This is a genomic window from Streptomyces sp. RPT161, assembly GCF_027533845.1.
GTDB classification, from domain to species: Bacteria; Actinomycetota; Actinomycetes; order Streptomycetales; family Streptomycetaceae; genus Streptantibioticus_A; species Streptantibioticus_A silvisoli_A.
In genome coordinates this window covers 179,217-204,020 of the sequence record NZ_JAPZVN010000006.1, presented here as the reverse complement: position 1 = coordinate 204,020, position 24,804 = coordinate 179,217, and the positions used below count along the sequence as shown (strand labels likewise).

Genomic DNA, 24,804 nt, shown 5'->3' with positions numbered 1-24,804 from the left:
CCCATCTTGGACTGATCAGTTCAAGACGTGCTAGCGTCGAATCACGGTCCACCCGCCTCGATGGAGGATTCCCATGACCAACCCCATCCCCGCCCTGCCCCTGCATGACCTGGCCGGATTCACGCACCGCTGGGTCGACGCCGACGGCGTCCGCCTGCACGCCGTCGAAGGCGGTCGGCCGGACGGACCGGCCGTCGTCCTGCTCACCGGGTTCCCGCAGACGTGGTGGGCCTGGCGAAAGGTCATGCCTGCTCTCGCCGATCGGTTCCGGGTCATAGCGATCGACCGGCCGGGCCAAGGCAATTCCGAGCATCCGGAACTCAGCTACGACACGCACACGGTCGCCGCGCACATCCAGGCAGCCGTGAACGCTCTCGACGTGCGGGACTACTGGCTCGCCGGGCACGACATCGGCGCCTGGGTCGCCTTCTCCCTCGCCCTGAACTACGAGAGCCGACTGCACGGGGTCGCGCTGCTCGACGCCGGAATTCCCGGTATCACCATGCCGGAAGCGATCCCCCTCGACCCGACTCTGGCGTTCAAGACCTGGCACTTCGCGTTCCACGTGGTGCCCGATCTTCCCGAGACGCTGATAGCCGGCCGCGAGCGGGAGTACATCAGCTGGTTCCTGAAGACCAAGTCCCTCGCGCCCGACGCGTTCGAGGAAGCAGAGCTCGACCACTACGGCGCGGCCCTCGCCGTCGATGGCGGCCTGCGCGCCGGCCTCGCCTACTACCGCGACGCCGCCGAGTCCGCGCGCAAGAACCGCGCGGCACTTGAGCAACGGCGACTGACCGCGCCCGTCCTCGGAATCTCCAGCAGCCACGGCTCGATCCCGGATATGGCGGCCTCCATCAACCCGTGGGCCGAGAACGTGACCGGCGTCATCGTGCCCGACGCCGGTCACTACATCCCCGAGGAGCAGCCCGGGGCCGTCGCCGCCGCCCTCACCGACTTCTTCAGCGGCCGTTAGTGCTTTAGCAGGAGGGCGATCCCCATTGCCGTCGGGACCCGTCAGTTACGGGCCCGCCCCGCGCGCCTACGGACGTGCCGTGAACCGCCCGTCGCCCCGCTTGTGCAGCCAGCCCAGGGCGGCGAGCTTGGTCATCTTCGCCCGCAAAGGTTCCAGCTTGCCGCGTACCGAGGCGTCCAGCCCCAGCCGCTCGCCGACCGCCCCACGTGCTCGACCTCCGGAGGCAGGAGGGCGGGCACCTCGCCTTCGGCCACGGCATCCACCAATGCCTGGGCCAGCAGTTGGCCCGCGTCGAAATGCGGGTCGCATTCCCCGCGTTGATCAACCGCTTCCCCACGCTGCGCCTGGCCGTAACGGCTGAAGAAGTTGGCCTGTGCCCGGAGACCGCGGACATCTACGGCGTGAAAAGCCTCCCGGTCACCTGGGACGTGTGACCGCGAACCCGTGGACGGCTCCGAAAGTTTGTCCTGCCATCAGACGCGACTCTACTCGGTTCTTTCCCGGCACGACGGGGCAAACAGTGGTCCCGACCCGAGGACGCGGTGCCGTCATTAATGATCAATTAATTAGCGGCTCGGGCGGGTTTGACGGGCTGTCGGATTCGACCCTGAGCACGTCTGTAGCGTCGTTGGTGCATTCCAAGGACGCCTCGCCCAGCTTGAGGTAGACCGTGACACTGCCGTGAGCGGGGACCGCGACGGCGGGAGTGGAGGCGTCAGAGTTTCCGGAGCGGTAGAGGGGAAGCGAGGCGAAGTAGTAGGGGTCCTCTACCCGGACTGTGGAGCCAGTAGGTGCACCATTGTTGATCTTGATAGGGAGGATCCCGCCCTTTGCGCACTGCTGCGGGACGGTGTATGTGCCGTGCGTCCAGCTGACGGTAGTGTCGACCGCGGAGAACAGCCCTAGGGAGTGGGCGAGTATGGCTCCCGTCGTGGCGACGCAGGCGGCAACAGCAGCGACTGTGGCTACCTTCTGGCCGGTGGTGGCCCGTTGAGACCACCAGTTGCGGCAGTCCCGCCAAGCATTACGCAATGTGTCCTCGTCGTCTGGGTGGGACGACTCAGGCTTGGTCAGCGCGGCCACGGAGCACTCTCCTGGTCACCGTGTTCAGGGGGAAGGGAGGACGCGGTTCGGCCCTGCGCCGGTTCGTGGACGCGATTGGGCCAGCGCGCTCATCGTATCCGTATAGGGACCTGAGTGGCCGCTCGCATTGAACTTCTGCGGCTGCTTGCACCGAGGAGCGCCGGGCTTTCTACCGCTTCGGGCATTGTCAAGGTCTCCGAGGGCCGCCGGTGCGACGATCTGGGGGCTGAAGGCTCCTACTCGCGACTCCAGACAGCCCTTAGCGGCGATTGAAGTGGGGCCGCTGGTTTGATCAGGACCTTGACTTTCGGTCCTTTAGGACCGCGATCGTGGCCAGCGTGATCAGCGTGCCTTCCACAGCGAGACTGGCCACGCCCAGAGGCTCGAGCCATTTGCCCCGGTCATCGGTGTAGTCCGGTAGGCCAGGACCGCGCGACAGTAGGTATCCGGCGACGGGGCCGATCCCGATGCCCAGGGACAACAGCCAGCCCCCGCGCAGGAGCATGTCCGGCCTGCCCACGATGAGCAGTACCGCGCAAAGGATGGCGGCTGCTTCCAACATGTAGTAGCCGATGCCGACGTAGTCAGGGGTCCGGTTGCCTGGGAAGCCGCCTTGGTCCTGGACATGGATCCAGGCCACTGCCAGGCACAACAAGGCTGCGCACATGCGTGTCGGGTACCGCGCGCGGAAGGCAACGCGCATGCACGAACCTCCTGGACGGTCGGGAGGCGACGGCTCCCCTCCCACCACTGCGGGGAGTTCGGCGCCTCCAGTGTTTACGCCACGGACCGGGACCTGTCTTACGCCCGCTGGTACGCCTCTCGGCGATGGTGACGTAACCCTGCCCGAGCCGCCTCAGATGACCGCCGTGCGGATTCCGGATCCACCTGGATGGCCGTTCCTCCGGGGTGCCGCGCTGGGGGCCGCTGGCGTGACAGAGCCATCTGTCGGCTCCCAACCAGCGACCACCCGCTCGGACGCTGATATCGAGTGGTGTGCCTGAAGGGTTGTCCCGGGGTAGCGGCGTGCCTCGCGCGACCAGCACTCGATGCCGGAACGCACAGTGGTGAGCCAGCCGACGACAGCGCGCCCTTGACCGAAACTCCCCCGCTCAGTGGCCCCTTACGTGTTGACAGGCGATGGCGCCCTCCTCATGACGATGAGGTACAGCCGCCGCCCGGGGATGTCCCGACCGGCGGCGGCTGAAGGGCATGACCAGCAGGTCGAGACGGCTGGGCGTCATGTTGTCCTTGCGGTACCGGGGGATCTGCGGACGGCGACCTCTGCGGCGGTGGGACTGGCGAGCCAGGCCAGTCTGCCCAGGGCGGGACGTAGTCGCGTGTCGAGGCTCCACGTCGCGCCGGCGAAGGCGGTGAACAGCGCGAGGGAGGCGAAGATGTAGGCCACCGAGGGCCCGAGGTCGGTGATGCCCGGTTTGGTCCACGGCAAGTGGAATCCTTCGGCTGCCGACCAGATACCGAACGAGAACACAGCGCTGCCGATGAAGACCAGGTTGGTGAAGACACCGAAGATCATGCCGAGTGCTATGCAGCTCTCGACCAGCGCCGTGCCCACGGCGAAGGCACCGGGGTCGGCCGTGCCCGCGTCGTGCCAGAGTTGGATCCACTGGTGGATGACAGGGGTGTGGATCGCGGCGGCCTTGCCCAACTCATCGCTGAGCGTCTTGCCGTGGATGAACGCTGGTAGCCACTTGAACGACGCGTCGATGGCCCAGACGAGTCCGAAGCCGATGCGAACCGCCGCGGCGGCGTGCAACCGGCGCAGGGCGGCTAAGGAGGGCGATGCGGTGTGGCGGGTGGGGACATGCTCCGGATTCGCGGTGGTGGCCACTGTTTCTCCTTTTCGGAAAGCCGGAAGGGCCTTCCACGTGAGGGGGGAAGGAACGCGGCGCAGAGTTTGTGCGATGCCGAAGTGCGGTAGTTGTTGGCGCGGTTGGAGCCCGGGCGGATGACAACTGTGGTGCGACTGGCGCGAGGAGTCATTTGCGTCACCACTGTGCGGGGTGGCCATCATGGTGCCAATCCGACCGCCAAGGCGCCAGACTCCGCGCCAACAAAAAATGCCGATCTCCCGCTTTCCCTGGGACCTGTGGGCCTCTAATGATCATTGCTCCTGGTCACGCGGTGCCACTGTCTCGTTGACCACAGTGCCGGCGACGGTGTGGTGCGCATCGCCTGACGCTAACGTCACCACCCGGACGCCAAGTGCATTCCGGCGGGTGCGACGGCCAGTCCGGCGCCGAGGGCGAGGGCCAGCACGGACCAGCGGCGGCCCCGTCCGGTAGCCGAAGGTCCGTACCGGGCGGGGGCGTTACGCAGGGCCGACGCCGATGAGGCGGGGCAACCGCCGGATGTGGGCCAATTCGTGGAGGCCCGGTCACTGCCAGCCAGCAGAAGAAGCTGACCTTGTGGAGCTGGATCAAGGGCACGGGGCCAGCGTGCCTGCCGAGCAGGCCATCAGGGACACCCGAGGTGAGGACGGCGGTGGCGGCGACGACCAGCGCCGAGTGCGCACGTTCCCTTACGCGACCTCAAGTTACCGCTGTGTGAACGGAATTTCGCACGACGTGCGTGTCCTCGCCGTCTGCCCAGGGTTCACCCGCACGGGAGCTATGGTCATTGGCGCCTGCTCCAATGAAACTGGCTCGAGGTCGACCAGGTTGTTGACGAGGCCCTGAAAGACCTGTGCCTAAGCCGACCGGTAAGTATTCCGGGCTGGCACTTCAAGGTATACGCGGCGGCACTCCGGCACGCCCCTCCCCCGCCCAATCGCAGCTCACATGGCCCGTTCCCGCAAGCCTCACAAGTGAACTTCGTTGGGTTGTAGGTGCCTTGGGGTTATTATCGACGATTCGTCAAACCGGGCGGTACAGATCAATGCCTTGCCGGGTGGTAACCGCGTCGATCAGGGCTTGGAGTTCGGTGGAATGGCCCTTGCTCTGCACGCACGGACACCGCGATGGTCATGCAGTGGGGACAGCGGCCGCTGGTAGAAACTTCGAGACCGTGCACGCCGATGACGGTTCGCCCGCGCAGCCAGCTTGACTCGGGCATGACGTTTCCTTCTCCCCGCCCCGGGGGGATGTCCGATGTCGGTGCGTTCGGGCACTCGGGGCGGCAAGCAGTTCCGGATGGTCGGCATGCGTCCGCGCGCCGCAACACCGTCGACCGCGACGGCCGCGAGCGCGCGGCACTGGACCACCTCGACCAGCAACGCCTGCTCTTCGGCGCGGCGGCGGACGCGTATGCCGCCACCGTTCTCGCTCGCCGCGTGACGAGCGCCTGCTGGGACATACCGACCGGAGTTGGACAAGGCAGTGGGCCGCCACCCGAGGTGATGCGGACCCTCGCGCTCACCAACGCCGCGGTCGACCGGCTCGCCGACCGGGCGGTGACACGCTGCCGCTCCGCGACCGGCGCGATCGGCTTCTTCTCGGAGAACCGGCTCATCGACTACCAGGCCCTCACCACCGCGTTCCAGTCGGCAGGTGGCGACAACCCGGCTGATCCTGCTGGACGCCGCCCGCTCCCTGGCGGCAGAGCCCGCCCCCGAACCAGCCAGGGGAGCCACTGGCTTCCCGGGCGAGGACGGCCTCGACGCTTTGTTTCACACGCACGAGCGCGCGCTGCACGCGGAACTGACAGCGCGTCTGGACAAGAGAGCTGCCGGAGGAGTCGACCCAACCGAAGCCTGGGGCGACCAGTCCCGCCTCGCGCGGGCCCTCGCCGCCGCCCACGCCACTCGCGCGGCCGTCGAAGCCCTGGCCGACCACGACGCCGACAGTGCCGTGGCAGCTGACCTGCTTCGTGCCGCCCGCCTCGACCAGGTGGTCTCCGCGCCGGGGCGGTACCTGATGTCCGCCCTGGTGACACCACGCCAGGTACATGGCTGGTCCACGACCTTGGACCAGATCCACCGCCGGCTGCGCCCGCAGGCCGAGGACGTGGTGGAACAGATGGACATCCCACCCAACCTCATCGAGAGCCGCATCGCCAGCCCGGACTACATCGCGGCACTCAGCTGGGAGTGAGGCGCAGCCTTGCGCGGCAAGGCGGGTGCCCGGGGAAGGCCGATCCCCTGCCTCCGGTCGAGTCGGCTGCGGCGGGCTGAGACGCCCGCCGCGGCTCGGCTTCAGCGCGTACTGCCACGATGACAGGCTCAGGATGCCGCGCCTGGCAGGACGACCTCGGCGAGCGGCGTGGCGGGCCTGCCGAGCAGGTTCTCCAGTGTCGGGCTGGTGGCGGCGAACTCGCCGCGCCGCGAGGCGTGAAACATGCCAAGCGGCAGCATCACCCGGTCGGCTAGCAGGCCCTGCTCGATCAGTCCGGCCACCCACTCCTCGTCGTCGGCGACGACGCGGCGCACGGGATGTCCGGTGCGTTCGGTGATCAGGGCTGCGACGGCAGCGAGGTCGAGGGCTCGTGGCGCGGTTAGGGGCGGGGTCGCACCATCGAACCGGCCTGCAGGCTGATGTCCGGCTGCTGCCAGGCTGACCGCTCTCACCTTGGCCTGTACTACACGAGATAAGGCATGGCCGCTCTGCCGCCGCCCGCCGTGGGAGGCATTGGCCGAGGCCAAGGTGAGCAATCTGCTCAGCGGCGACGAACGCGACGCTGGGCCTGCAGTGGTCGCTGGCGTCCTTCTGCCCGGTCGACTTCGCGGTCCTTCTCGCCCGGGATGAGCGGGAGTGCAGGCCCGGCCAAGTACGTTCGATCCATCGGCGGCGACCCTCCACGGAAAACGGGCAACGGTGCGTTCGCGTAGGTCATGATGCGATCGAGGCCGTACAGGACTCGTGGTGCCGTGCGCTGGTGAAGATAAGTGAGACGTTCTGCCCACCGAACCCGAAGGAGTTGCTCAGCACAGCCTCCTGGGGGACGTCTCGTCGCTCTGCGACGACATCGAGATCGATGTCGGGACCGACCCCGACCGCCGTGAGGTTGCGGGTCGGCGGAATGACGCCGTGCTCCACACTGAGGACGGCGATGAGCGCTTCGATCGCACCTGCTGCGCCAAAGAGATGACCGAGCGCCGCCTTAGGAGCCGTCACGGTGGCGCGGCCGAAGACCTCCCCGATCGCGTGCGCCTCGGCGACGTCGCCGACCGGAGTTCCAGTGGCGTGGGCGTTGATGTGACTGATTTGCTCGGGAGCCAAACCGGCTTGCGCGAGGGCCTTTCGCATGGCTGAGATCTGACCGGAGCCGTCGGTAGCGGGCGCCGTGATGTGGTGAGCGTCGGCGGCGATGCCGGCGCCCGCGAGTACCGCGTGGACGCGCGCGCCTCGGGCGCTGGCGTGCTCGGCGCTTTCGAGCACCACGACAGCGGCGCCTTCACTGAGGACGAATCCGCTGCGGTCCGCGGCGAACGGCCGTGACGCTGACGCGGGATCGTCGGCGTGCCGCGACAGCGCTTGTGCCTGGGCGAAGCCAGCGACGGTGATCGGGGTGATCGCGGCCTCGGTCCCGCCCGCGATGACCACGTCCGCCTCGCCTGCACGGATGAGCCTGGCCCCCAGGGCGATCGCCTCGGCACCGGAAGAGCACGCCGAGACGGGCGTGTAGACCCCGGCCCGTGCACCGTATTCGATACTGATGAGCGCCGCCGCCGCGTTGGGCATGAGCATCGGGACCGTACGTGGCGAGACGCGCCGGGTCCCGGCCGCCTCCAGTACGTCATCTTCTTTGAGCAGTGTCCGTACGCCACCGATGCCCGTGCCGATCGCTGATGCGAGCCTGTCCGGGTCCACCTCTGGGACGCCTGCATCTGCCCAGGCTTCGGCCGCCGCGACGAAGGCCGCCTGCTGCGAGCGGTCGAGCCGCCTGGCCTGCACCGGCAGCAGCAACTCGGCGGGGTCGATCGCCATCGTGCCTGCGACGGTGTCGGGAAGGCCGGCGTCCTCGTGGCCGCGCAGGACGCCGCCGCGGATGCCGGACTCGCCGGCAAGTAGGGCGTTCCACGTAGCCGCCACGTCACCACCGAGTGGCGTGATCGCGCCGAGTCCGGTCACGACGACTTCAGTCCGGTACATGCCCCTCAACTTTCTTGTATGCGATACAAGCGAACGGAGCCTTGTTGTATCACATACAATTTGGGTGTGGAGAAGCGAATCGAAGCTCGATCAACGTCGCCTCGGTCGCGTGACCGCGGTCGCGCGACGAGGCGCCGACTGATTGAGGCAACCGCACGGCTCTGCAAGGAACGGCCCGGCGCCGAGGTGAGCGTGGCGGAGATCGCGAACGCGGCAGGCGTCTTCCCCAATCAGGTCACCTACTACTTCGGCTCCAAGGACTCGCTGCTCGTGCATGCCGCCTTTCTCGGCTTGCTGCACGACGCCCGACGGATCGAGCGCATCGGTCGCCAAGCCCCCGACGCGGCGACATTTCGGCGCAACATCGCCCGCGCCGTACTGGCCATGCCCTCGCTCCCGTCAGTCACGCGAGCACTCGCCGCCGGGATCTCCAAGCCCGAACTCGCCTCCGTGGTCGACCAGCACCTCCAGTTGCTGTTCCGGCAATCCGAGCGCTTCGTGAGCCAGCTCATCGACGGTCGCGGCTGGAGGGCCCGCCGACCGCTCGACGTGGAGACCAGGACGTTCTGGAGCACCGCGCTCGGTGCAGTGCTGCTCGTCCGCGCCGGGGCACACGGCACTGTCGCCGAACTCGACCTCGCCGGAGCATTGACCATCCACGACGAACCCGAGCCCGGCTAGCTCAGTCGAACGGGCCGGCGACGACGACGTGCGCGGTTCCCCCGCCACGGCGGCCTTGTCGCGGTCAGCATGTCGCCGTCGCCCACGAACTCCACTGTTGCGGCTAGAGCAAGGCGTCAAGAACCTGCTTGCCAGCAACAACTAGTTGCTCGCGCACCGCCGGTGACCGTACAGCGCCGGAAGACCGGCCAAGCATTGCGGAGACCTCGCCTGCCGCCACCAGGCCTATGGGGCGAGCCAGATCTGGATGATGTTCTTCTCCAGCTGTGCAGCTGCCTGCTGTTGGTAGTGCTGGTAGGAGTCCTGGGGCCGGTCGGTGTACAGCACCCGCAGCCTGTACTGGGTGGGCTGGGCGTGGGGATAGGGGACGGGGATGTCCTCCTGGTCGTCGTCGGGGTTGGCCAGGACCAAAGTGCGGTCGATGATGACGTCGACGTCCACGGTGGCCTGCCAGTTGGCCTCGGGCGCAGAGGGCGGCTGGGTGAAGAACTGGACGGTGAGGTCAACGTCGCCGCGCTGGGTTCCGCAGGCGACCAGGACGAACTGTCCGTCGTCGGTGGCAGCGAGCGGGTCGTCAGCGTGGTCTTCGATGAACTCCTCGAGATCCTCGCGCCACAGCTGCACGGCGTCGGCAGGCGGGAACTGGACCCAGTACTGAAGATAGGCGGCTGGGAAGGCCAGTTGGTGCGCTGCGACCGGCTCGGGACGGGTCACGTGTCTCCCTTCACGGCGTGCGGAGCAGCTTCCAAGCTAAGGCGGTGGCCCCGGGCAACAGCTGGCCCGGGGCCACTGACCGTAGCGGGAGGTGTCAGGCGATCACGTAGAACGGGTCGCGGTCGAGGATGTGGAACCTCTTCTTGAAGGCGGTGATCCGGCCGCCTTGGCTGCGCTGTTCAGCGGGCGTGGTGAGAGTGGTCTCCCGCTGGTTGGCCGACAGGGAGGTCCCGCCTTCGTAGGTGGCGTCGCACCAGGTGCGGCCCCGAGCCTTCTCCGCCGGGGTCAGTTTGGGCCTTCTCACACACTGCCTTGCGGTTATCGGATGCCTTCTTCGAGTCGGCGAGCGCGCGCAGAACCGACCTGCCGTTGGGGCCACAGTAATGCTCACCACGCCCGGCACATCGCGGACAACGCAGCCGACGGACTGGCCCTTGAACGTGTCGCCGCGGCGGTAGTACGCGGACTCATACGCCACCGTGCCGGTGCTGTATCCCGGTTTGGTGCGCGGTCCCCACACGGATCATACGGTTGCCGAGCAGTCGAAGAACTACCGATACTCAACCAACCACCAAGTTGTCATCGACGCCGATACCCGACTCGTCGTCGCCGTCGGCTGGCCAGTCACGGGCAACCGCAACGATTGCAAGGCGTGGGGACTTTCGGTGCGAAGGCCGCCCTCGGCCGGGCCACGGTCATCGCGGACGGCGGTTACTGAGGCACCGGCCTGCTCATCCCGCACCGCCGTGGACGCGGCCAGACCGACCCGCCAGCTAGGAAGGAGGAGCACAACCCCTCCCACCGCAAGGTCCGGGCTCGCGTCGAGCACGTCTTCGCGCGGATGAAGGCCTGGAAGATCCTTCGCGACTGCCGTCTGAAAGGCGATGGCGTTCACACCGCCATGCTCGGCATCGCTCGGCTTCCCAACCTCGCCCTCGCGGGATAACTCCCGCCCCATAGGAGACCAGAGAGGCCCAAGGGAGGCGGCCCGTCAATCTCTTCGGCTCGGAGAATGCTCAGTCGATGCAGAACTCGTTGCCCTCGATGTCCAGCATCGGGATGCACGAATCATTGCCGTCATACAGCGTTCGCACGTGTACCGCGCCGAGCAGGACCAATCGTGCGCATTCGGCCTCAAGAGCGGCGAGGCGCTCTGTCCCCACGAGTCCGGTGCCGACCCGCACGTCAAGATGCACCCGGTTCTTAGCGGCTTTCCCTTCGGGGACGCGCTGGAAGTACAGTCGCGGGCCCACACCTGAGGGGTCGCTGCAGGCGAACCATGAATCCTGCTGCTCAGGCGGCTGCGAGCACTTGAAATCGTCCCAAGTGGCAAACCCGTCCGGTGGCGGCGGGACGACGTACCCCAACACCTCGCACCAAAAACGAGCGAGGCGCTCAGGTTCTGCGCAGTCGAAGGTGACTTGGAACTTCTTGATCGCTGACATCGGCGCAACATACCAGGGGGACTCTGCCTCCCACCGGGGATCCCCAAGATCCAGTCCTGAGCAACCACCCTCATGGCAAAGATTAGTTACAGGACAGTCCGTAGCCAGCCGCTGCCCACCGATCTACCTCAGCCTCGGCTGCCTGGTCGTTGGGGACGTCGCGCTCACCCTCTTCGGGAAGCACGTCGCCATCGCCGTCGTGGCTGTGCCAATGCTGGTCACCGGGGCCGGAATGGGGCTGTCCGCAGGTCTGGGTCGACGGTCAGGCGCTGGAGATCATCGCCTCGGAGAAGGCCGGCATGGCAGCCGGCCTCCTCAATACGCTTCGACTGGGCAGCGAGGCAGTCGCTGTCGCAGTATACGGTTCCCTGCTGGCCACCACCCTGACGTCCAAAATCCGTGCCGGTATAGGCCAGTTCGCTGACGCCGGGGACCCGTCAAAGGTGGCCAACGAACTGGCCAGTGGGAACCTGTCCGGGCCAGCGAGCGCGGTCAGTTCGGGACAGCGTTTCGGCTTCACCGACTTTCTCGTCGGCACCTACGACTCGGCGTTTCACACCATCCTGTGGATCCTGGCCACCGTCTGCCTGATCCTGTTCCTCATCATCGGCGGCATGGTCCGTGGCAGCCGGCCTGACAGCGGCGCCTCAGTGGCCGCGAAGGCCATCGGCTGATCGGTAACGACGAGGGGCGTAGGAGTCTTTACTGTCCTCGACACAGCATTACGGTGTCGCGATCGTGGTCGGTGGACCGGTGGGCATGCTGCACGCCGCCAAACTCGGCCCGCAGGGCGCCAGCACGCTCGAGATCCGCCTGGGAGCGGCCGACGCTGGCTTGCCCCTCGGCTGCTGCGGGGGCGCTGATCGTCAGACCGGGTATTCCGGCGAAGTGGGAGGCTGCAGCGGCGAATTGCTCGAGGTGGGCCGCGCGCAGGTGGCGGCTACTGGGTTGCGGGACCACTGCGGACAGCGTCAGTAGGTCCGACGGCAACAGCGGAAGCAGCCGTCGCGATGGTTATTCGACGTCTGCCCCCGGATGCGGACTCACCTTCGTGCGTTTCCCGGATTAACTCGCGGCCCGCCCACGAGGCGAAGTTCAAGGACCGGCACCGCCTTGAGTCGGCCGAGAGCTCGTCGGAACACAAGAGGACATCTTGATCTCGGACTACCAGCAGCCCCTACCTGAACGGCTTCTCTCCGTCCCCGAGACTCCTGCCAGCTCCCTGCGCCCAGTCGAAGAGGCTGGGGCTCGGCCGAGGGGACGGCTGCTCTGCCGGTGGCTGTGAAGAACGAGTCGCCGCGAAATTGAGAGCAGTTGACTGCCCACCAGCTATACCTTCGGACGCATGGCTGACGAGATCTTCGAACACCCGCGGCTGGCAGCAATCTACGACCCACTTGATCCAGATCGCAGCGACCTTCACGCCTACCTGAACATCGCCCAGCAACTCGATGCGAGGCAAGTGCTGGACATCGGCTGCGGCACCGGTGTCTTCGCACTCCTGCTGGCTGATCGCGGAATCGAGGTCGTCGGCGTCGATCCCGCCCAAGCCTCCATTGAGGTGGCCCGCAGCAAGCCGGGCAGTGATCGGGTTCGCTGGACCTGCGGTGACACAACAGCTCTTCCCCCGCTGCAAGTCGACCTCGTCACCATGACGGCAAATGTCGCCCAGGAGATCGTCGCCCCGCGCACGTGGCAGCGAACGCTCAAGGGCGCTTACGAAGCCCTGCGACCCGGTGGTCATTTGGTATTCGAGACGCGAGACCCGGCCAAGCGCGCCTGGGAGATGTGGAACCGCACGGCCTCGCACAGGGTCACGGAGATCCCGGACGTCGGCAACGTCGAGAGGTGGGTCGAGCTGGTCGAGGTGAGCGGGCCCCTGGTGACGTTTCGCTGGAACTACGTGTTCGCTGCGGACGGGCAGCAGTTCACGTCCCATTCAACCTTGAGATTCCGGGAGCGTCAGGAGATCGAGGCAGACCTGATGGCGCAGGGATATGTGCTGCAAGACGTCCGGGACGCACCCGATCGTCCGGGCAAGGAGTTCGTCTTCGTCGCCCAGCGGCCCTGACCGTCGCTATTCTGCCGCCCAGCCGCTGAGCACCGGGCTTGCCGACTCTCACCCGCAGTAGCCCACTGAAGCCTTCAGCCACAACAACGTACAGCGCACTGTCACGAGATCGAGTCCGGATCGTGCGAGCGGCAGACGGGCCGCATGGCCGCATCGGATACCAAGGCTGGCACAAGGCAGCCACTTCTGGGAGGCTGCGTGGTTGTCAGCGCGAAAGCTTCGACAGGACGTGCTGGCGTGTCTGTCGTTCAGGGCCGACCCTCGAACGCAGCGGGCGCACCCGGTCTTCGACACCCAGGCCGAGCGCCTGGGATACGTCTTCCGCGCCGAGTACGCCCACCACCTCCCGGCTGTCGAGGACACCTTCGTGCTGTCGTTTTTGCGTGCACCAACGCCCGGCTAACTACCGGTGGACGTCGCATGTGGTGAGATGAGCAAGGCCGTAAGTGCGACGGCCTCCGGATGAGTCGCGCAATTCGGTGCGCGGAGGGACAGATGGGGGTCTCCGTAGGAGTCCTCGCCGAGAAGGTCAATACGTCGGGCCCAGCGGTGTTGCGCGACGCTGGCCGTCGGGCCGGGCGGCACCTCCGTGCCGATCCTGGTGATCCCCCGTCACATCGGCGCGCTGGTCGCGCTACCCGCTTCTCGCCGTTCGTCCAGCATCACGTCAACATGCTGGGGCGGCGCTTCTTCCAACTCCCCGACCTGCCCGGCGGAATGCGCCCCCTGCGCGATCCAGACCTGCCGCGGATTGAGTCCCGCCGCTCTTGCCGGGCAGTCGGTGAACGGAACCGACCCGGTGTGAGGCTGATGCCATTGGAAAGGGCGCGTCCGAAGCCTGTCGGCTCAGGTGTTGAGTGTGTGACCGGTCGTTGAGTCCACGTGGTCCGGGATCTCGTCGTGGCGATCGCCCACGGTCGGTGTCCCGGTGGGCTCGAACATAAGGATTGCGGCGCCGGACGGAGCGTGCGGCTTGTGCTCCGTACCTCGGGGGACGGTGAAGACCGCCCCCTGCGGGAGCAGGACCGTGCGCTCCCCATCGGGCTCGCGCAAGGAGATGTGCAGCTCTCCGTCGAGCACCAGGAAAAACTCGTCGGTGTCATCGTGGACGTGCCAGATGTGTTCGCCCTCGACCTTGGCGATGCGCACGTCATAGTCGTTGACGCGCGTGACGATACGGGGACTCCACAGGGCATCGAAGGAGGCCAGAGCCTTGCTGAGGGGGATGGGTTCGTTACGCATGGGCTCATCCTGAGCCACTTCGCATGGCTGGCGTGAGTGCTAGAAATTGCACATGGCGAAAGAATCCTCGCACGCAGTTCACGCGGCGGGCGCACACCGGGTTGTCGTGATCGTGGACGAGAACTCGAACCCTTTCGAGCTCGGCTGTGCAACCGAGGTCTTCGGTCTGCGCAGACCGGAGATCGGCCGTGATCTCTACGACTTCAGGCTCTGCTCCCCCGAGCCCCGCACCCTGATGCGGGACGGATTCTTCACGCTGACAGGAGTCGCCGATCTGGAAGCGGCCGACGCGGCCGACACCTTGATCGTCCCCAACCGCCCGGACATCGAGGTGCCCCGCCGCCCCGCCGTACTCGATGCCGTCCGACGGGCGCACGCGCGCGGTGCGCGCCTGGTCGGCTTCTGCAGCGGCGCCTTCACCCTGGCCGAGGCTGGAGTCCTCGACGGGCGCCGGGCCACCGCGCACTGGCAGTGGGCTGGTTCCTTCCGGGCCCGCTTCCCCTCTGTCCACCTCGAATCAGACGTGCTGTTTGTGGACGATGGTGACATCCTCACCGCTGCCGGGAGCGCGGCCGCGCTCGATCTTGGGCTGCATGTGGTCCGCCGCGACTATGGCGCGGAGGTCGCCAACTCCGTGAGTCGGCGACTGGTCTTCGCGGCGCACCGGGACGGCGGACAACGGCAGTTTGTGGAGCGCCCCATGCCCGACGTGCCTGAAGAGTCCCTGGCGCCTGTCCTGGCCTGGGCCCAGGAACGGTTGGACTCACCGCTCACGGTCTCTGACCTTGCGGCGCGCATGGCGGTCAGTCCAGCGACGCTGCATCGCCGTTTCCGGGCACAACTGGGAACCACGCCGTTGACGTGGCTCACGGGGAACGACTTGCTTTGGCGTGCCGGTTGATCGAGCGAGGTGAGTCCCGTTTCGAGATGGTCGCGAGGCGCAGCGGGCTTGGCACCGCCGCCAATTTGCGTGCGCTGATGCGCCGCGAGACGGGCATCACTCCATCGGCATACAAGCGTCGGTTCGGGCCGGAGGTGAATTGACAGCGGGGCATCCTCTTCCGGCGAACCACGGGAATGTCGCTCAGCGTCGGCTATCGCCAGGGGCAAGGAGGCTGGTGAGCTCGGCGCTGGCCTCCGGGGAGGGCTTGAAAACAGCGGCGGACGTTCTCCGGCTTCTTGTGCCGGGACCCGGCCATCAGCATCAACAGCGACGCCCGCCTCGCCAAGGTGGGTCAAGCCGGAGTGGCGGTACTCGTGCACGTCCCAGCCGGTGCCGGACCCGCGCACGGCAGTGTGCTGGTCAAGCAGGGCGCGGGCTTGCCCGTACGACAGCCGGGTGAAGCCGGTGTCCGGGCAGACGTCGCGCGGGCTGACACCTTGCCCGCGCTGGGCGGCGATGTGTGACGAACACCGGCCCACGGGCAGGGCCTTGAGTAGGCGGGGCAGCAGCCGGTCCGTGCCTGCGTCCCAGTTCTCGGTCTCCAGCACGAACTCCTCGCTCGCCTGACCCCTGGCGGGTCTTGGTCCGAGCGCCTTAACTTTGACCGGGCACCGGCGACCGGCGAAATCCAGGTCCTCAATGTCCACCGGCCCCGCGTAGCCGCGCTCGCGACACCAGCCGAGCGAGGAAAATACTGCCGCCCGCCGGGAGTTCCAAGTGTTGACTGCGGAGGTGCCCCACAGCAGTCCAAGGACTCGGCGAGATCGCGGCCAGCCTAGTGACCAGCAGGCCGCGCAGGTACTCGACCGTCCGTGACCCCAGCAGGCTGTCGAGGGTCTCGTGGCTGAGGGCGATGCTCCGTCGGCCAAGTCGCGCAGCAGTTTCCGGACGCGCGGGTTCTGACTGACCCAAGTTCACCCGGTGTTGGGGCGAGGAATGCCGATGATGGCCTGGGCCAGCGGGTGCAAGGGCTCGGATATGGAAGCGTTCGGACCCGCGAGACGTGTGTTGGTCTGACGGCGGGCAGGCAGCGCCAGCAGATCGCCTGGTCGGTGGTCCTGGCTTCGTCGCCGCAGCACTTGCAGCAGACGCCCAGAGAGACATCGCAGCATCGGACACAGAGGAATCCTCTGGCCGGGCCCATGCCGCGGAGCCGGACCTCGTGCGGCAGGCCCAGTGCAGCAGCCGAAAGCACCGGTTGATGCACAGACCTGCTGCATGCAGCAGTCGGCCCCGCTGCACGACAACGGCGCCGCTCCCCTATTGCCGCTGCCGCGGCACTGCTCGGTTGTTGGAGGCCGTTCTGCCCACGTTCACCCCCTTGAGCAGCGCTTGCTCGCCACTTTGGGAGCGATCCGAGGGCGACGGGAGGCGTTCGAAACGTTCGTGAGTTTCGACAACACTGATGCGCTCGGAAGTCATGATCGAGTGTCACACGACACCAGACAACTTTCTGGACTTGCGGGTCCATTTTTTCGGTCCTACGTTCTCGGTATCGGCCCAACTCAGTGGCGGCCGATCACCCCGGCCACGCGGCAACCAAGCGGCGAGAGCAGGCTCTTCATGCACGCGATCTTCATCAACACTTACGGCGGACCGGAGGTCATGACGTGGACCGAGGTGCCGGATCCAACTCCGGGCCCGGGGCAGGTGCTGGTCCGCCTCGGTGTGGCGGGAGTGAACTACATGGACATCGGCGCCCGGACCACCGCACTGCCCGGCTGGTCACTCCCCACCGCCCTGGGCGTGGAGGGGATGGGCCACGTCACCGCGCTCGGCGACGGCGTGCGCGCCCTGCCGGTCGGCGACCGGGTCGCGTGGGCCTACCACCCCGGCAGCTACGCCGAACTGCTCGCGATTCCCGCGGACTCCCTGGTCAAGGTCCCCGACGGCATCGCCGATGAGATGGCGGCGTCACTGATGATGCAGGGGCTGACGGCGAACCACTTCACCACCGAGTCATATTCGATCAAGCCCGGCGACGTGGCCGTGGTGCACGCGGCCGCAGGTGGGGTCGGCCTGCTGCTCACGCAGATGATCAAGGCACGCGGTGGCTCCGTGATCGGGCTGGTCTCCCGGCAGGAGAAGGTCGCCGTCGCAAAGGAGGCCGGGGCCGACCACGTACTCGTCTCCAGCGGCGGGGGCTTCGAGGACCAGGTGCGCAAGCTCACCGGCGGCGAGGGCGCGGATGTTGTGTACGACGGCGGCGGTGCCCCGACGTTCCGTTCGTCGCAGCTGTCGCTGCGCCGCCACGGGGTACACGCCTACTACGGCCCCTTCATGGGCATCCCCTCGCTCACCCCGATGGATCTTCCCAGCAGCATCCTGCTGACCTATCCGAACGTCCTCGACCACGTGCCCGACCGTGCCGCTCTGGTCCGCCGCACGGCCGAGGTCTTCGACCTCGCCGCGACAGGGCAGCTCAAGCCGCACATCGGTGGCAGCTACGCGCTCGCGGACGCGGCGAAGGCGCACGAGGACATCGAATCCCGCCGTACAACGGGCAAGCTGCTGCTCCTGCCCTGACGGCCAGGCCGTCTGCCCGAACCGAGGAACTTCGTGCGGGTGGCCGCCCCGCGCGGCCGCTGGCCAACTCGCTGTCCCAGTCGCCGAGTTGGCCAGCGGCCCGCAGCTGCACGATCCCCCAGTCGAGGGCTGCCCGCAGATGTGTGGATTTCCCGGTGGACAGCATGATTGACACTCCGCCCTGGACAGCGGCGAGCATCGCGGCGGCTGCCTGGTCGACGTCGAGGGACATCGGCAGCAGCCCGTTTTCCTGCAGCGCCCGGATGCCGGCGGACAGGCTGTCCTGCCACTTCCTCATCAACTCGACGACCACGGCCCTGGCCCCCGGGTTGTTTCGGCCGATCTGCAGGAACAACGAGCTCAGCGGGCAGTGATCGCCCTGCGCCTCGTACCGCTCCACGACGACGTCCCGCCACCGGTGCCAGGCTTCCCATGAGTCCAGACACCCCAACTGCGGCATCTGATCGTCCAGTACCCGGTCCGCCTCGTACTGCGCGACCGCGAGCAGCAACGCGTCCTTTCCCGCAGGGAAGTAGTGGAAGAGCTGACTCTTGCTTGTCCCGGTCCGCATCCGAACGTCGTCCAGCGTCGCGAACGCGACCCCCTTCTCCCGAAGGACCTCGGCCGCGCCTTCGATGATGCGCAATCGCGTGGCCTGCCCCTTCGGTGTCAGCGCATCCCGCATGATTCCGCTCCCGAGAACAATTGGACTTCCGGGTCCACTTTACTGGGGTTGCCTCCAACCATCAGCAGTCAGGCAGCCCGGCACATCGGGCAGTTGAGGGAAGGCGCGGTGGAGCCGATCGCCGACGTCGTCGGCCTGCTCGCGCTCGCAGATGGTCGTGACTAGCCCCCACAAACAACTGGTGCGGGAGCGGAGGCGGCTTCGGCTGGGCGATGAGCCATGCGATGTGGTCAGGTCAGGCTGGCGGCACCACGTCGGCCCAGTGGATGGCGGGTCCGAGCTGTTGGGGGTCGCCGTGCGCGGTGGTGAGCTGATCGATGATCTCCAGCCCGCGGCCGTGCTCGCCGCGGCTACAGCTAGCCGCCCAGTCGCTGTCCGTGGCGGCAGGGCCTCCGTTGGAAACCTCGATGTGCACCCGCCGGGTGCCGGGGTCCCAGCCCAGTTCCAGGTTCAGTGGGGGCCGGGCGTGCTCCACAGCGCTGGTGACGAGTTCGGAGACGGTGAGCAGCACCGAGTCGGCCACCTCCTCGGTGACTCTCCACTGGGCCAGGACCCCTTTGGTGATCTTTCGGGCTTCTCCGGCGGCTTCCGGGCGGTGCGCCAGGGGGCAGGCACTGCCCGGCGCTGGCGGACGCCGGGCAGCGGCCTGCCGCGGGTAGACGCATGGGGCGTAGGCGCAGGTCACAGTCAACACGTTGCCGGCGCCTTCCGGCGCGTCCACGCCCTGCGCAGCATCCTGGACTTCTACGAGCCCGAAATCGCCCGCCAACTCGACTGGCGCGGCGACTCGTTTCTCAATCGATGGGACTCGAAAGGGAACAAGAAGCCCGAGGACACATCTTTCAAGAGCTCCGGCTTCGACATGGACCTGTGGCGCCTGAAGGGCCAGGGCTACCCCAAGGATCGCCGGACGGCGCATGAAGTTGGTGGTCACCACCGGCCGCCACCGCGTCATCGGTGGCCAGGCCATGCATCGCCTCGACCTTCCTTTGGGGCAGTCGGACAACGGCGGGTGCGGGCCGTGGCCGTCCACCGCGCTTGCGAAAAATTCGTCGGCCGTCGCCTGCAACCTCGGCCAGGGTCGGACGTCTGTCCGGGTGGAGGCCTCCACTTCGACCCGATGTCCGATTCCGAACTACCGAAGGAACTCATGTCCGCACACCGTGTATCCCGTCCCAGCCGTGTCCGCAGGCTGCGTGCCGCCCTGGGGGTCTCCGCCGTTGGCGCGGCACTCGCCGTCGCCGGCACCGCCACCGCCCAGGCGGCCCAAAGCGGCAGCCACGCGGCCCCGGCCCCGGCGCCTTCGCCGGTCCACACCGCGTCTCCGGCGCCCGTAGCGGCCACGCCCAAGCCCGTACCGGCGACGCCGAAGCCCGTGCCGGCCACGCCTGCGCCGGTCCCGGCGCCGACGCGCGTCCAGTCGAGCCCCGTACCGTCGTCTCCCGCGCACGCCACCCCGAGCCCCGCGCCTGTACCGGCGCGGCCCGGTCATGGCCCGCACCACGGCGACGCCACGCCGGCGCCGGTTCCGCAGCAGTACTGAGCAGCAGGGAGCCGGGAGCGGGCCGTCGTTCAGCGGTGGCCCGCTCCCGGCTCCGGGAGACCCATGACGACAGCCACACAACCAGCGGCGGCCCGGCCCTGGGACCGGGCGCCTGGCAGCCCGCAACGTCCCACGCCCTGGCGGCGGTTCACGCGAGCGCTACGGACCCGCGTGCTCGCCCGCCGTACGCACGCCCCCGCCGACCCGGCACCCCCCGGTACGGGCACCAGCACCGTCGCGTCTGCCCTCGCCAGTCCCGAACGGCCGCCCAGAATCGAGGAGTTGTACCACCACCGTCGGCTCGCCCTGGTCCGGCTCGCGGTGCTGCTGGTGGACGACCTGCCCACGGCCGAGGACGTCGTCCAGGACGCCTTCACCGCGCTCTTCCGGCGGCACGGTCACCGGCTCGCCTCGCTCGACGACCCGGAGGCGTACCTGAGGACCAGTGTCGTCAACGCGGCCCGCTCGGTGCTGCGCCGGCGCAGGACCGTACGGGCGCACGCCCCCGCACCCGAACAGCACGCGCCCGCCCCGGAGGAGGACGTGCTGCTGCACGAGGACCACCGGGAGGTGCTGGCGGCGCTGCGCACGCTGACCCGGCGGCAACGGGAGGTGCTGGTGCTGCGCTACTGGTCGCATCTGACCGAGGTCGAGATCGCAACCACGCTGGGGCTGTCCCGCGGTGCCGTCAAGTCCACTGCCAGCAGGGCCCTGGACGCCCTCGGCCGACGTCTGGAGGGGCTGCGATGAACGAGTCTGCTACCCGGACGGCCCATGCGCCGATCGAGGAACGGCTGCGGGCCGCGCTCGCCGCGCGTGCGCACTCGGTCGGCCCCGGCGACCTGCGGCCGCTGCGCCCGCCGACGACGACGGTACCGCCCCGCCGACTGGTGCTCCGCCGCGCCTTGCTGGGCGCGCTGGCGCTGGCCGCCGTGGCCGCACTGGTGTTCCTCACGGTGCGCGGCGGTCAGTCCCGCCCGACCGAGCCGGCGAACCCCTCGCGCCCGACGATCGGCACACCGTCCCCGGCGGTCCCCAGCCCCGTCTCCCCGTCCACGGCGGAACCGGCCCCGATCACACCACAACCGTGAATCCGACACCACCCGCCGGACGAGCGCGGCCGTCCCCCACCACGCCCCGAACTACGCTCCCACCTGGGCGAGTTGATCCCGTGGTTCTCGACGCCCGCTCCGGAGAATTCTCCGTGGGCTGAGCGATGGCAGGCCGGAGGTAGCAGTCGGTGCTTCCGCGCGCCTTGGCACGAGGGGGTTGCCGTCCAGTTGGTAGCTGGTGAGCACCGGCTTGCCCGCAGCGTCCTTCGCCCACCGAGCGTCCCACGAGGACGAGGCCCTCCGGACCGCGCAACACCGTCCGCACCATCGGCTTGGGCTCCCGACGCCTCACCAAGGATGGCCCATATGACTCTCCAAGAACACGCCGGCAGCCGCATATGTTGCGGGCAGGGTCAGCCGTCATGAGGACGGCTGTCGGCTTCTCACAGGAGGCACCTGATGCGCCTACGCACCCGCCCGCATCTCAGACCCACGGCAGCGGCCTCGTCAGCGCTCTGCGCACTCGTCGCCCTATGCACAGTATGGTTCGCGCCTGCGGCTCAGGCGAAGCCCGCCAACCTCGACAACAGTTGGGCCTGCTCCGTTCCCCCCGGCTACACCTACGACCGCGTGGCCAACCAGCTCGGCGTGTGCAACCCATCCGGCTTCGCCTACAGCTACCACCTTCGCGCACCACAAAACAACATCTGGGCCTGCTCCGTTCCGCCCGGTTTCACCTTTGACCAGACCAGAAACCAGCTCGGCGTGTGCAACCCGTCCGGATTCGCCTACAGCTACCACCTTCGCGGCTGACAGCGATTGAGTCCCACAAGGTGACGGCGCGAGGCCGGCGTTCGACGCCAGTCCCTCCCGCGCGGCTGGCGGTAACCGTTCGTTCTCCCTGGCGAGTTGGTCGTCGCGCGTACCGGTGAGCCGATGTCAAGCCCATCACTGGCCTCAACCGGGATGCGATCACCATCGGGGGGAACCGCAGTTCACCGTGGCGTTGACCGTCCTCGCGCCACAGTCACGTTATTCACTGCGGACGGCACCAGAACCCACAGCAGCGGTCAGCGGTGAGCAACTACACCGGGAGAGGCATTCGTGATACTCACCCTCCGCCACCGCGTTTACGGGGTGGGGTGGGCCAGATCTGGATGATGTTCTTCTTCAGTTCTGCGGCTTCCTGCTGCTGGTAGTGCTCGTAGGAGCCCTTCGCCGCTCGGCGTACAGCACTCTCAGCTGGTGCCGCGTGGACGGGGCGTGACGGTAGGAGACGGGGACGACCTCGCTCGGGCTCGCGATCGTCCATCACGACCGCAGACCGTACTATGCAAAACCCGAATCCGTGCCCTGAACTACACAATGCCGCTGCTTCGTTCAGCCAACGGTGACCGCGCCCAAGAGCGTCTCACCGTCGGCCGGGACAGTGGCCGGAGTGAGCTCACCGGAGAACAGGTAGGCGCGGTTTGCGCCGGCAGTGATGCGGGGGTGCTGCCGTGGTCCGTGCGCACTCCGCGGCCTTGATTGAGTAGCCGAGTTGAGCGCGACCATATCGAGTCCGAAACTCAGGCGCTGATCCGGTCGGTGAGGAGATCGGCGACCGTGCGTGGTTCGCGGCACAGGAGTTCGGCCAGCAGCGGGCCGGTTTCGGCGAAGTGGCCGCTTCGCGCGGCGTGGAAGAACCACAGCAGCATGTAGGCCATCGTCTCGGGTGTGCCGGCGGCGATCCGGTCGGCGAGCCACTGCTCGTCGTCTACGACGACTCGGGTGATGTCACGGCCGGTGAGTTCGCCTGCGGTCGTGGCGATGTCGTCGAAGGTGACGGCGCGGCGTGCGGTGAGCGTGACGGGGCCGTCGAAGGGGTGCTGTCCGGTGAGGATGATCGCGGCGGCTTCGGCCGCATCCGCGCGGTCGGTCCAGGAGACGGGCCCATCGGCCGGTGCGGCGATGACGCCGGTCTGCTGCCAGGGGCCGAGCAGCCAGTCGAGGCTGTGCGCGTAGAACCCGTTGCGAAGTGACGTCCAGGCTACCCCTGACTCCGCGAGCAGCGCTTCGGTGGCGGAGTGCTCGTGCGCCGGGGCGAACGGGCTTTCGCTGTGTACATTCTGGTGACTGGTGTACAAGATGCGCTGTGCGCCCGCGGCGACCGCGGCCTCGATCGCGTTGCGGTGCAAGCCAATTCCGTCGCCGCTGGGGTCGTTCTGGGAGACCAGCAGTACCTGTTCGGCGCCCTCGAACGAGTCGCGTAGCGCGGCCGGGTCGTCGTAAGAGCCGCGCCGTACGCGCACGCCGCGGTCGGCGAAATGCTGCGCCTTGGCGACGTCGCGGACGCTGACGCCGATCCGGTCTGCGGGGATGCGCTCAAGCAGGTGCTCGACGGTGGCGCCGCCCAGGGCGCCGGTCGCGCCGGTAATGACGATCATGATTGTTGCCTCCGTTGTGTCGAGGATCGATACCGAACCGTCCGCACCGATATATGGATTCCGCCAGCCGTCAGGCCGGACAAGGGGGTCTCTCCACCGCTCATCGGCGCTGTAGCAGCGGCAGCAGAATGTCGTCGACGATGTGCTCGACGAAGCTCTGGTCGCTGGGCTCCCCGACGAACACGAGCCGGTGCACGACGAGCGCCGGAACGATCTCGGCGAACAGTCCGGCCGCTCCAGGGACGAGGTGTTCGCCCTGCACACCGCCGAATGGCTGCTCGGTCATTGCCGCTTCGTCGCGTCGCAGGATCCGCCGCATTTCCGCCGCCAGGTCCGGATCGCTGCGCATGCCCGTGAACAGAGCGCCGAGCAACCCGATCTCCTGCTCGGCGATCTGCTCGGCCAGCCACCCCACGGTCTGCAGCAGGGCCTGCCGGAGATCGCCGGTCCGAGTCGCGGGCGGAACGCTCGCCGCGCGGTGCTCGACCGCCGCGGCCACCAGCTCGGCCTTGCCTGCGTAGCGCCGGTAGACCGTGGGCTTGCCCACTCCGGCTTCGGCCGCGACCGACTCGATGGACAACTGGTCGTATCCGACCTCTACCAGCAGTCTCAGCGTCGCGTCGAGGATCGCCAGGTCCCGGCCGACGTCGCGCGGTCTGCCCCGAGCAGGCTCCGCGTCGCGGGTATCAGGCATACTCACCTCCCTCATTTATGAAACGAAACGGGTACGTAATTAAATGTATGCCTGAGTGCTTCAGAGATCAACCTCGGTTTGGTCACACCGGCCAACCCACCCCGACGCTCGAACCGCTGGCGGCGCAGCGCCAGCTTCGGGCGATCGGCAGGCCTTGACTTCCAAGGGCCCTGTCGTTGCCCGCTGCCAGCTCGATCCGGGTCAACTCCGTGCCCCTGAGGCGGAGTTGGATGCCGGTCCGGCCGCGTGCGGCTGGAGTGACCAGTGCTGGACGCTGGCCCGGATCGTCGAGATCGTGTGCTGCCCGGACCGGCTCCAACGGACTTCGGTGGGCCAACACCTGCCGACGTTGCGCCGAGACCGGCACCGATTTACCACCGGCCCCGCGCCGAAGCGACCATGGAAGGCGCAAAAGCCATGCACCACAGTCAAAGCATGATTGTTCGTCCTCGGCGCAGAGTCAGCCCGAAGGGACGGCTTGCCCGTCTTGAGGTCCACTGACCCCACCGGTGGCGAGCCCGGACGGCTGCGCCGCCGCTGCGGAGTGCGGGCCGCCCGCAGCCAGGCCACCATGGTCGCGACGTCAGCTTCGGTCGCCCGGTCCCACGCGATCCCAGGAACCACAACAGCGGGTGCCACCGCAACAGGTCAAACCCGTAGTTGCGGCACGTTAATG

23 protein-coding genes and 7 pseudogenes are annotated in these 24,804 nt (G+C 67.7%); 16 read left to right on the top strand and 14 right to left on the bottom strand.

Annotation, left to right across the window (positions count from 1 at the left end; translation table 11 throughout):
• Positions 1–73: 73 nt before the first annotated feature.
• Complete coding sequence (locus O5O46_RS15640; RefSeq protein ID WP_269856027.1) at positions 74–973, top strand: alpha/beta fold hydrolase; 900 nt, start codon at positions 74–76, stop codon at positions 971–973.
• A 200-nt stretch (positions 974–1,173) separates the two neighbouring features.
• Positions 1,174–1,407: pseudogene (locus O5O46_RS15635) on the top strand (cytochrome P450); the annotation flags it as partial.
• Positions 1,408–1,531: 124 nt separating this feature from the next.
• Here the strand turns inward: O5O46_RS15635 and O5O46_RS15630 are convergent.
• From O5O46_RS15630 to O5O46_RS15620, 3 genes are all read right to left on the bottom strand, one after another.
• Positions 1,532–2,056: a hypothetical protein gene (locus tag O5O46_RS15630; protein WP_269856026.1), complete on the bottom strand. Its 525-nt coding sequence runs from the start codon at positions 2,054–2,056 to the stop codon at positions 1,532–1,534.
• A 292-nt stretch (positions 2,057–2,348) separates the two neighbouring features.
• A complete protein-coding gene (locus O5O46_RS15625) occupies positions 2,349–2,759 on the bottom strand; it encodes a hypothetical protein (protein WP_269856025.1) in 411 nt (136 codons plus the stop codon).
• Between the two features lie 537 nt (positions 2,760–3,296).
• Complete coding sequence (locus O5O46_RS15620) at positions 3,297–3,908, bottom strand: hypothetical protein (RefSeq protein ID WP_269856024.1); 612 nt, start codon at positions 3,906–3,908, stop codon at positions 3,297–3,299.
• Between the two features lie 1,128 nt (positions 3,909–5,036).
• Here O5O46_RS15620 and O5O46_RS35505 point away from each other — a divergent pair.
• Both O5O46_RS35505 and O5O46_RS15615 read left to right on the top strand, forming a co-directional pair.
• Positions 5,037–5,516: pseudogene (locus O5O46_RS35505) on the top strand (hypothetical protein); the annotation flags it as partial.
• 49 nt (positions 5,517–5,565) lie between these two features.
• Positions 5,566–6,108, top strand: coding sequence for an acyl-CoA dehydrogenase (locus O5O46_RS15615; RefSeq protein WP_269856023.1), 543 nt, complete (start codon positions 5,566–5,568; stop codon positions 6,106–6,108).
• A gap of 128 nt (positions 6,109–6,236) precedes the next feature.
• On the opposite strand, the gene O5O46_RS15610 is transcribed toward O5O46_RS15615, so the two are convergent.
• Together O5O46_RS15610 and O5O46_RS15605 are read right to left on the bottom strand one after the other, a co-directional pair.
• Complete coding sequence (locus tag O5O46_RS15610; protein ID WP_269856022.1) at positions 6,237–6,443, bottom strand: hypothetical protein; 207 nt, start codon at positions 6,441–6,443, stop codon at positions 6,237–6,239.
• A 400-nt stretch (positions 6,444–6,843) separates the two neighbouring features.
• Positions 6,844–8,106 carry a beta-ketoacyl-[acyl-carrier-protein] synthase family protein gene (locus tag O5O46_RS15605; protein WP_269856128.1) on the bottom strand — a complete coding sequence of 421 codons (1,263 nt, stop codon included), beginning with the start codon at positions 8,104–8,106 and terminating at the stop codon, positions 6,844–6,846.
• Positions 8,107–8,172: 66 nt separating this feature from the next.
• Here O5O46_RS15605 and O5O46_RS15600 point away from each other — a divergent pair, with 66 nt between their 5' ends.
• Complete coding sequence (locus tag O5O46_RS15600; RefSeq protein WP_269856021.1) at positions 8,173–8,787, top strand: TetR/AcrR family transcriptional regulator C-terminal domain-containing protein; 615 nt, start codon at positions 8,173–8,175, stop codon at positions 8,785–8,787.
• 225 nt (positions 8,788–9,012) lie between these two features.
• Here O5O46_RS15600 and O5O46_RS15595 read toward each other — a convergent pair whose 3' ends face one another.
• Positions 9,013–9,501 (bottom strand): hypothetical protein, encoded by a 489-nt coding sequence (locus tag O5O46_RS15595; RefSeq protein ID WP_269856020.1) that lies wholly within the window; start codon positions 9,499–9,501, stop codon positions 9,013–9,015.
• A 94-nt stretch (positions 9,502–9,595) separates the two neighbouring features.
• Positions 9,596–9,805 (bottom strand): hypothetical protein, encoded by a 210-nt coding sequence (locus O5O46_RS15590; RefSeq protein ID WP_269856019.1) that lies wholly within the window; start codon positions 9,803–9,805, stop codon positions 9,596–9,598.
• Positions 9,806–10,013: 208 nt separating this feature from the next.
• On the opposite strand from O5O46_RS15590, the pseudogene O5O46_RS15585 reads away from it, so the two are divergent.
• Positions 10,014–10,447 (top strand): annotated as a pseudogene (locus O5O46_RS15585) (transposase); the annotation flags it as partial.
• A gap of 70 nt (positions 10,448–10,517) precedes the next feature.
• Here O5O46_RS15585 and O5O46_RS15580 read toward each other — a convergent pair.
• Positions 10,518–10,946, bottom strand: a complete 429-nt coding sequence (locus tag O5O46_RS15580; RefSeq protein ID WP_269856018.1) for a VOC family protein — start codon at positions 10,944–10,946, stop codon at positions 10,518–10,520.
• Positions 10,947–11,245: 299 nt separating this feature from the next.
• On the opposite strand from O5O46_RS15580, the gene O5O46_RS15575 reads away from it, so the two are divergent.
• From O5O46_RS15575 to O5O46_RS15560, 4 genes are all read left to right on the top strand, one after another.
• Positions 11,246–11,620 (top strand): hypothetical protein, encoded by a 375-nt coding sequence (locus O5O46_RS15575; protein ID WP_269856017.1) that lies wholly within the window; start codon positions 11,246–11,248, stop codon positions 11,618–11,620.
• Between the two features lie 222 nt (positions 11,621–11,842).
• Positions 11,843–12,103: a DUF6193 family natural product biosynthesis protein gene (locus O5O46_RS15570; protein ID WP_333482383.1), complete on the top strand. Its 261-nt coding sequence runs from the start codon at positions 11,843–11,845 to the stop codon at positions 12,101–12,103.
• A gap of 188 nt (positions 12,104–12,291) precedes the next feature.
• Entirely contained in the window at positions 12,292–13,017 is a 726-nt protein-coding gene (locus tag O5O46_RS15565) for a class I SAM-dependent methyltransferase (protein WP_269856016.1), read from the top strand.
• A 202-nt stretch (positions 13,018–13,219) separates the two neighbouring features.
• On the top strand, positions 13,220–13,420 hold the full coding sequence (locus O5O46_RS15560) for a hypothetical protein (RefSeq protein ID WP_269856015.1): 201 nt from the start codon (positions 13,220–13,222) through the stop codon (positions 13,418–13,420).
• A gap of 443 nt (positions 13,421–13,863) precedes the next feature.
• Here O5O46_RS15560 and O5O46_RS15555 read toward each other — a convergent pair whose 3' ends face one another.
• The gene (locus O5O46_RS15555; RefSeq protein WP_269856014.1) at positions 13,864–14,259 is read right to left on the bottom strand and encodes a cupin domain-containing protein; all 396 of its coding nucleotides are present in this window, start codon (positions 14,257–14,259) and stop codon (positions 13,864–13,866) included.
• 52 nt (positions 14,260–14,311) lie between these two features.
• Here O5O46_RS15555 and O5O46_RS15550 point away from each other — a divergent pair.
• Positions 14,312–15,303: pseudogene (locus O5O46_RS15550) on the top strand (GlxA family transcriptional regulator).
• A 40-nt stretch (positions 15,304–15,343) separates the two neighbouring features.
• Here the strand turns inward: O5O46_RS15550 and O5O46_RS35500 are convergent.
• Positions 15,344–15,954: pseudogene (locus O5O46_RS35500) on the bottom strand (site-specific integrase); the annotation flags it as partial.
• A gap of 811 nt (positions 15,955–16,765) precedes the next feature.
• On the opposite strand from O5O46_RS35500, the gene O5O46_RS15545 reads away from it, so the two are divergent.
• Complete coding sequence (locus O5O46_RS15545) at positions 16,766–17,728, top strand: quinone oxidoreductase family protein (RefSeq protein WP_269856013.1); 963 nt, start codon at positions 16,766–16,768, stop codon at positions 17,726–17,728.
• A gap of 94 nt (positions 17,729–17,822) precedes the next feature.
• Here the strand turns inward: O5O46_RS15545 and O5O46_RS15540 are convergent.
• Both O5O46_RS15540 and O5O46_RS15535 read right to left on the bottom strand, forming a co-directional pair.
• Positions 17,823–18,413 (bottom strand): annotated as a pseudogene (locus O5O46_RS15540) (TetR/AcrR family transcriptional regulator); the annotation flags it as partial.
• Positions 18,414–18,648: 235 nt separating this feature from the next.
• Positions 18,649–19,107, bottom strand: coding sequence for an ATP-binding protein (locus O5O46_RS15535; protein ID WP_269856012.1), 459 nt, complete (start codon positions 19,105–19,107; stop codon positions 18,649–18,651).
• Positions 19,108–20,019: 912 nt separating this feature from the next.
• On the opposite strand from O5O46_RS15535, the gene O5O46_RS15530 reads away from it, so the two are divergent.
• The 3 genes from O5O46_RS15530 to O5O46_RS15520 all read left to right on the top strand — a co-directional run bounded on the left by O5O46_RS15530 (position 20,020) and on the right by O5O46_RS15520 (position 21,821).
• Positions 20,020–20,706 carry an RNA polymerase sigma factor gene (locus O5O46_RS15530; protein WP_269856011.1) on the top strand — a complete coding sequence of 229 codons (687 nt, stop codon included), beginning with the start codon at positions 20,020–20,022 and terminating at the stop codon, positions 20,704–20,706.
• Positions 20,703–21,047 (top strand): hypothetical protein, encoded by a 345-nt coding sequence (locus O5O46_RS15525; protein WP_269856010.1) that lies wholly within the window; start codon positions 20,703–20,705, stop codon positions 21,045–21,047. Before O5O46_RS15530 ends, O5O46_RS15525 begins: the two co-directional genes overlap by 4 nt.
• A 420-nt stretch (positions 21,048–21,467) precedes the next feature.
• Positions 21,468–21,821, top strand: a complete 354-nt coding sequence (locus O5O46_RS15520) for a hypothetical protein (protein WP_269856009.1) — start codon at positions 21,468–21,470, stop codon at positions 21,819–21,821.
• A gap of 755 nt (positions 21,822–22,576) precedes the next feature.
• Here O5O46_RS15520 and O5O46_RS15515 read toward each other — a convergent pair.
• Both O5O46_RS15515 and O5O46_RS15510 read right to left on the bottom strand, forming a co-directional pair.
• On the bottom strand, positions 22,577–23,434 hold the full coding sequence (locus O5O46_RS15515; protein ID WP_269856008.1) for an NmrA family NAD(P)-binding protein: 858 nt from the start codon (positions 23,432–23,434) through the stop codon (positions 22,577–22,579).
• 100 nt (positions 23,435–23,534) lie between these two features.
• Complete coding sequence (locus O5O46_RS15510) at positions 23,535–24,128, bottom strand: TetR/AcrR family transcriptional regulator (protein ID WP_269856007.1); 594 nt, start codon at positions 24,126–24,128, stop codon at positions 23,535–23,537.
• A 108-nt stretch (positions 24,129–24,236) separates the two neighbouring features.
• On the opposite strand from O5O46_RS15510, the pseudogene O5O46_RS35495 reads away from it, so the two are divergent.
• Positions 24,237–24,426, top strand: a pseudogene (locus O5O46_RS35495) (IS630 family transposase); the annotation flags it as partial.
• Positions 24,427–24,804 lie beyond the last annotated feature (378 nt).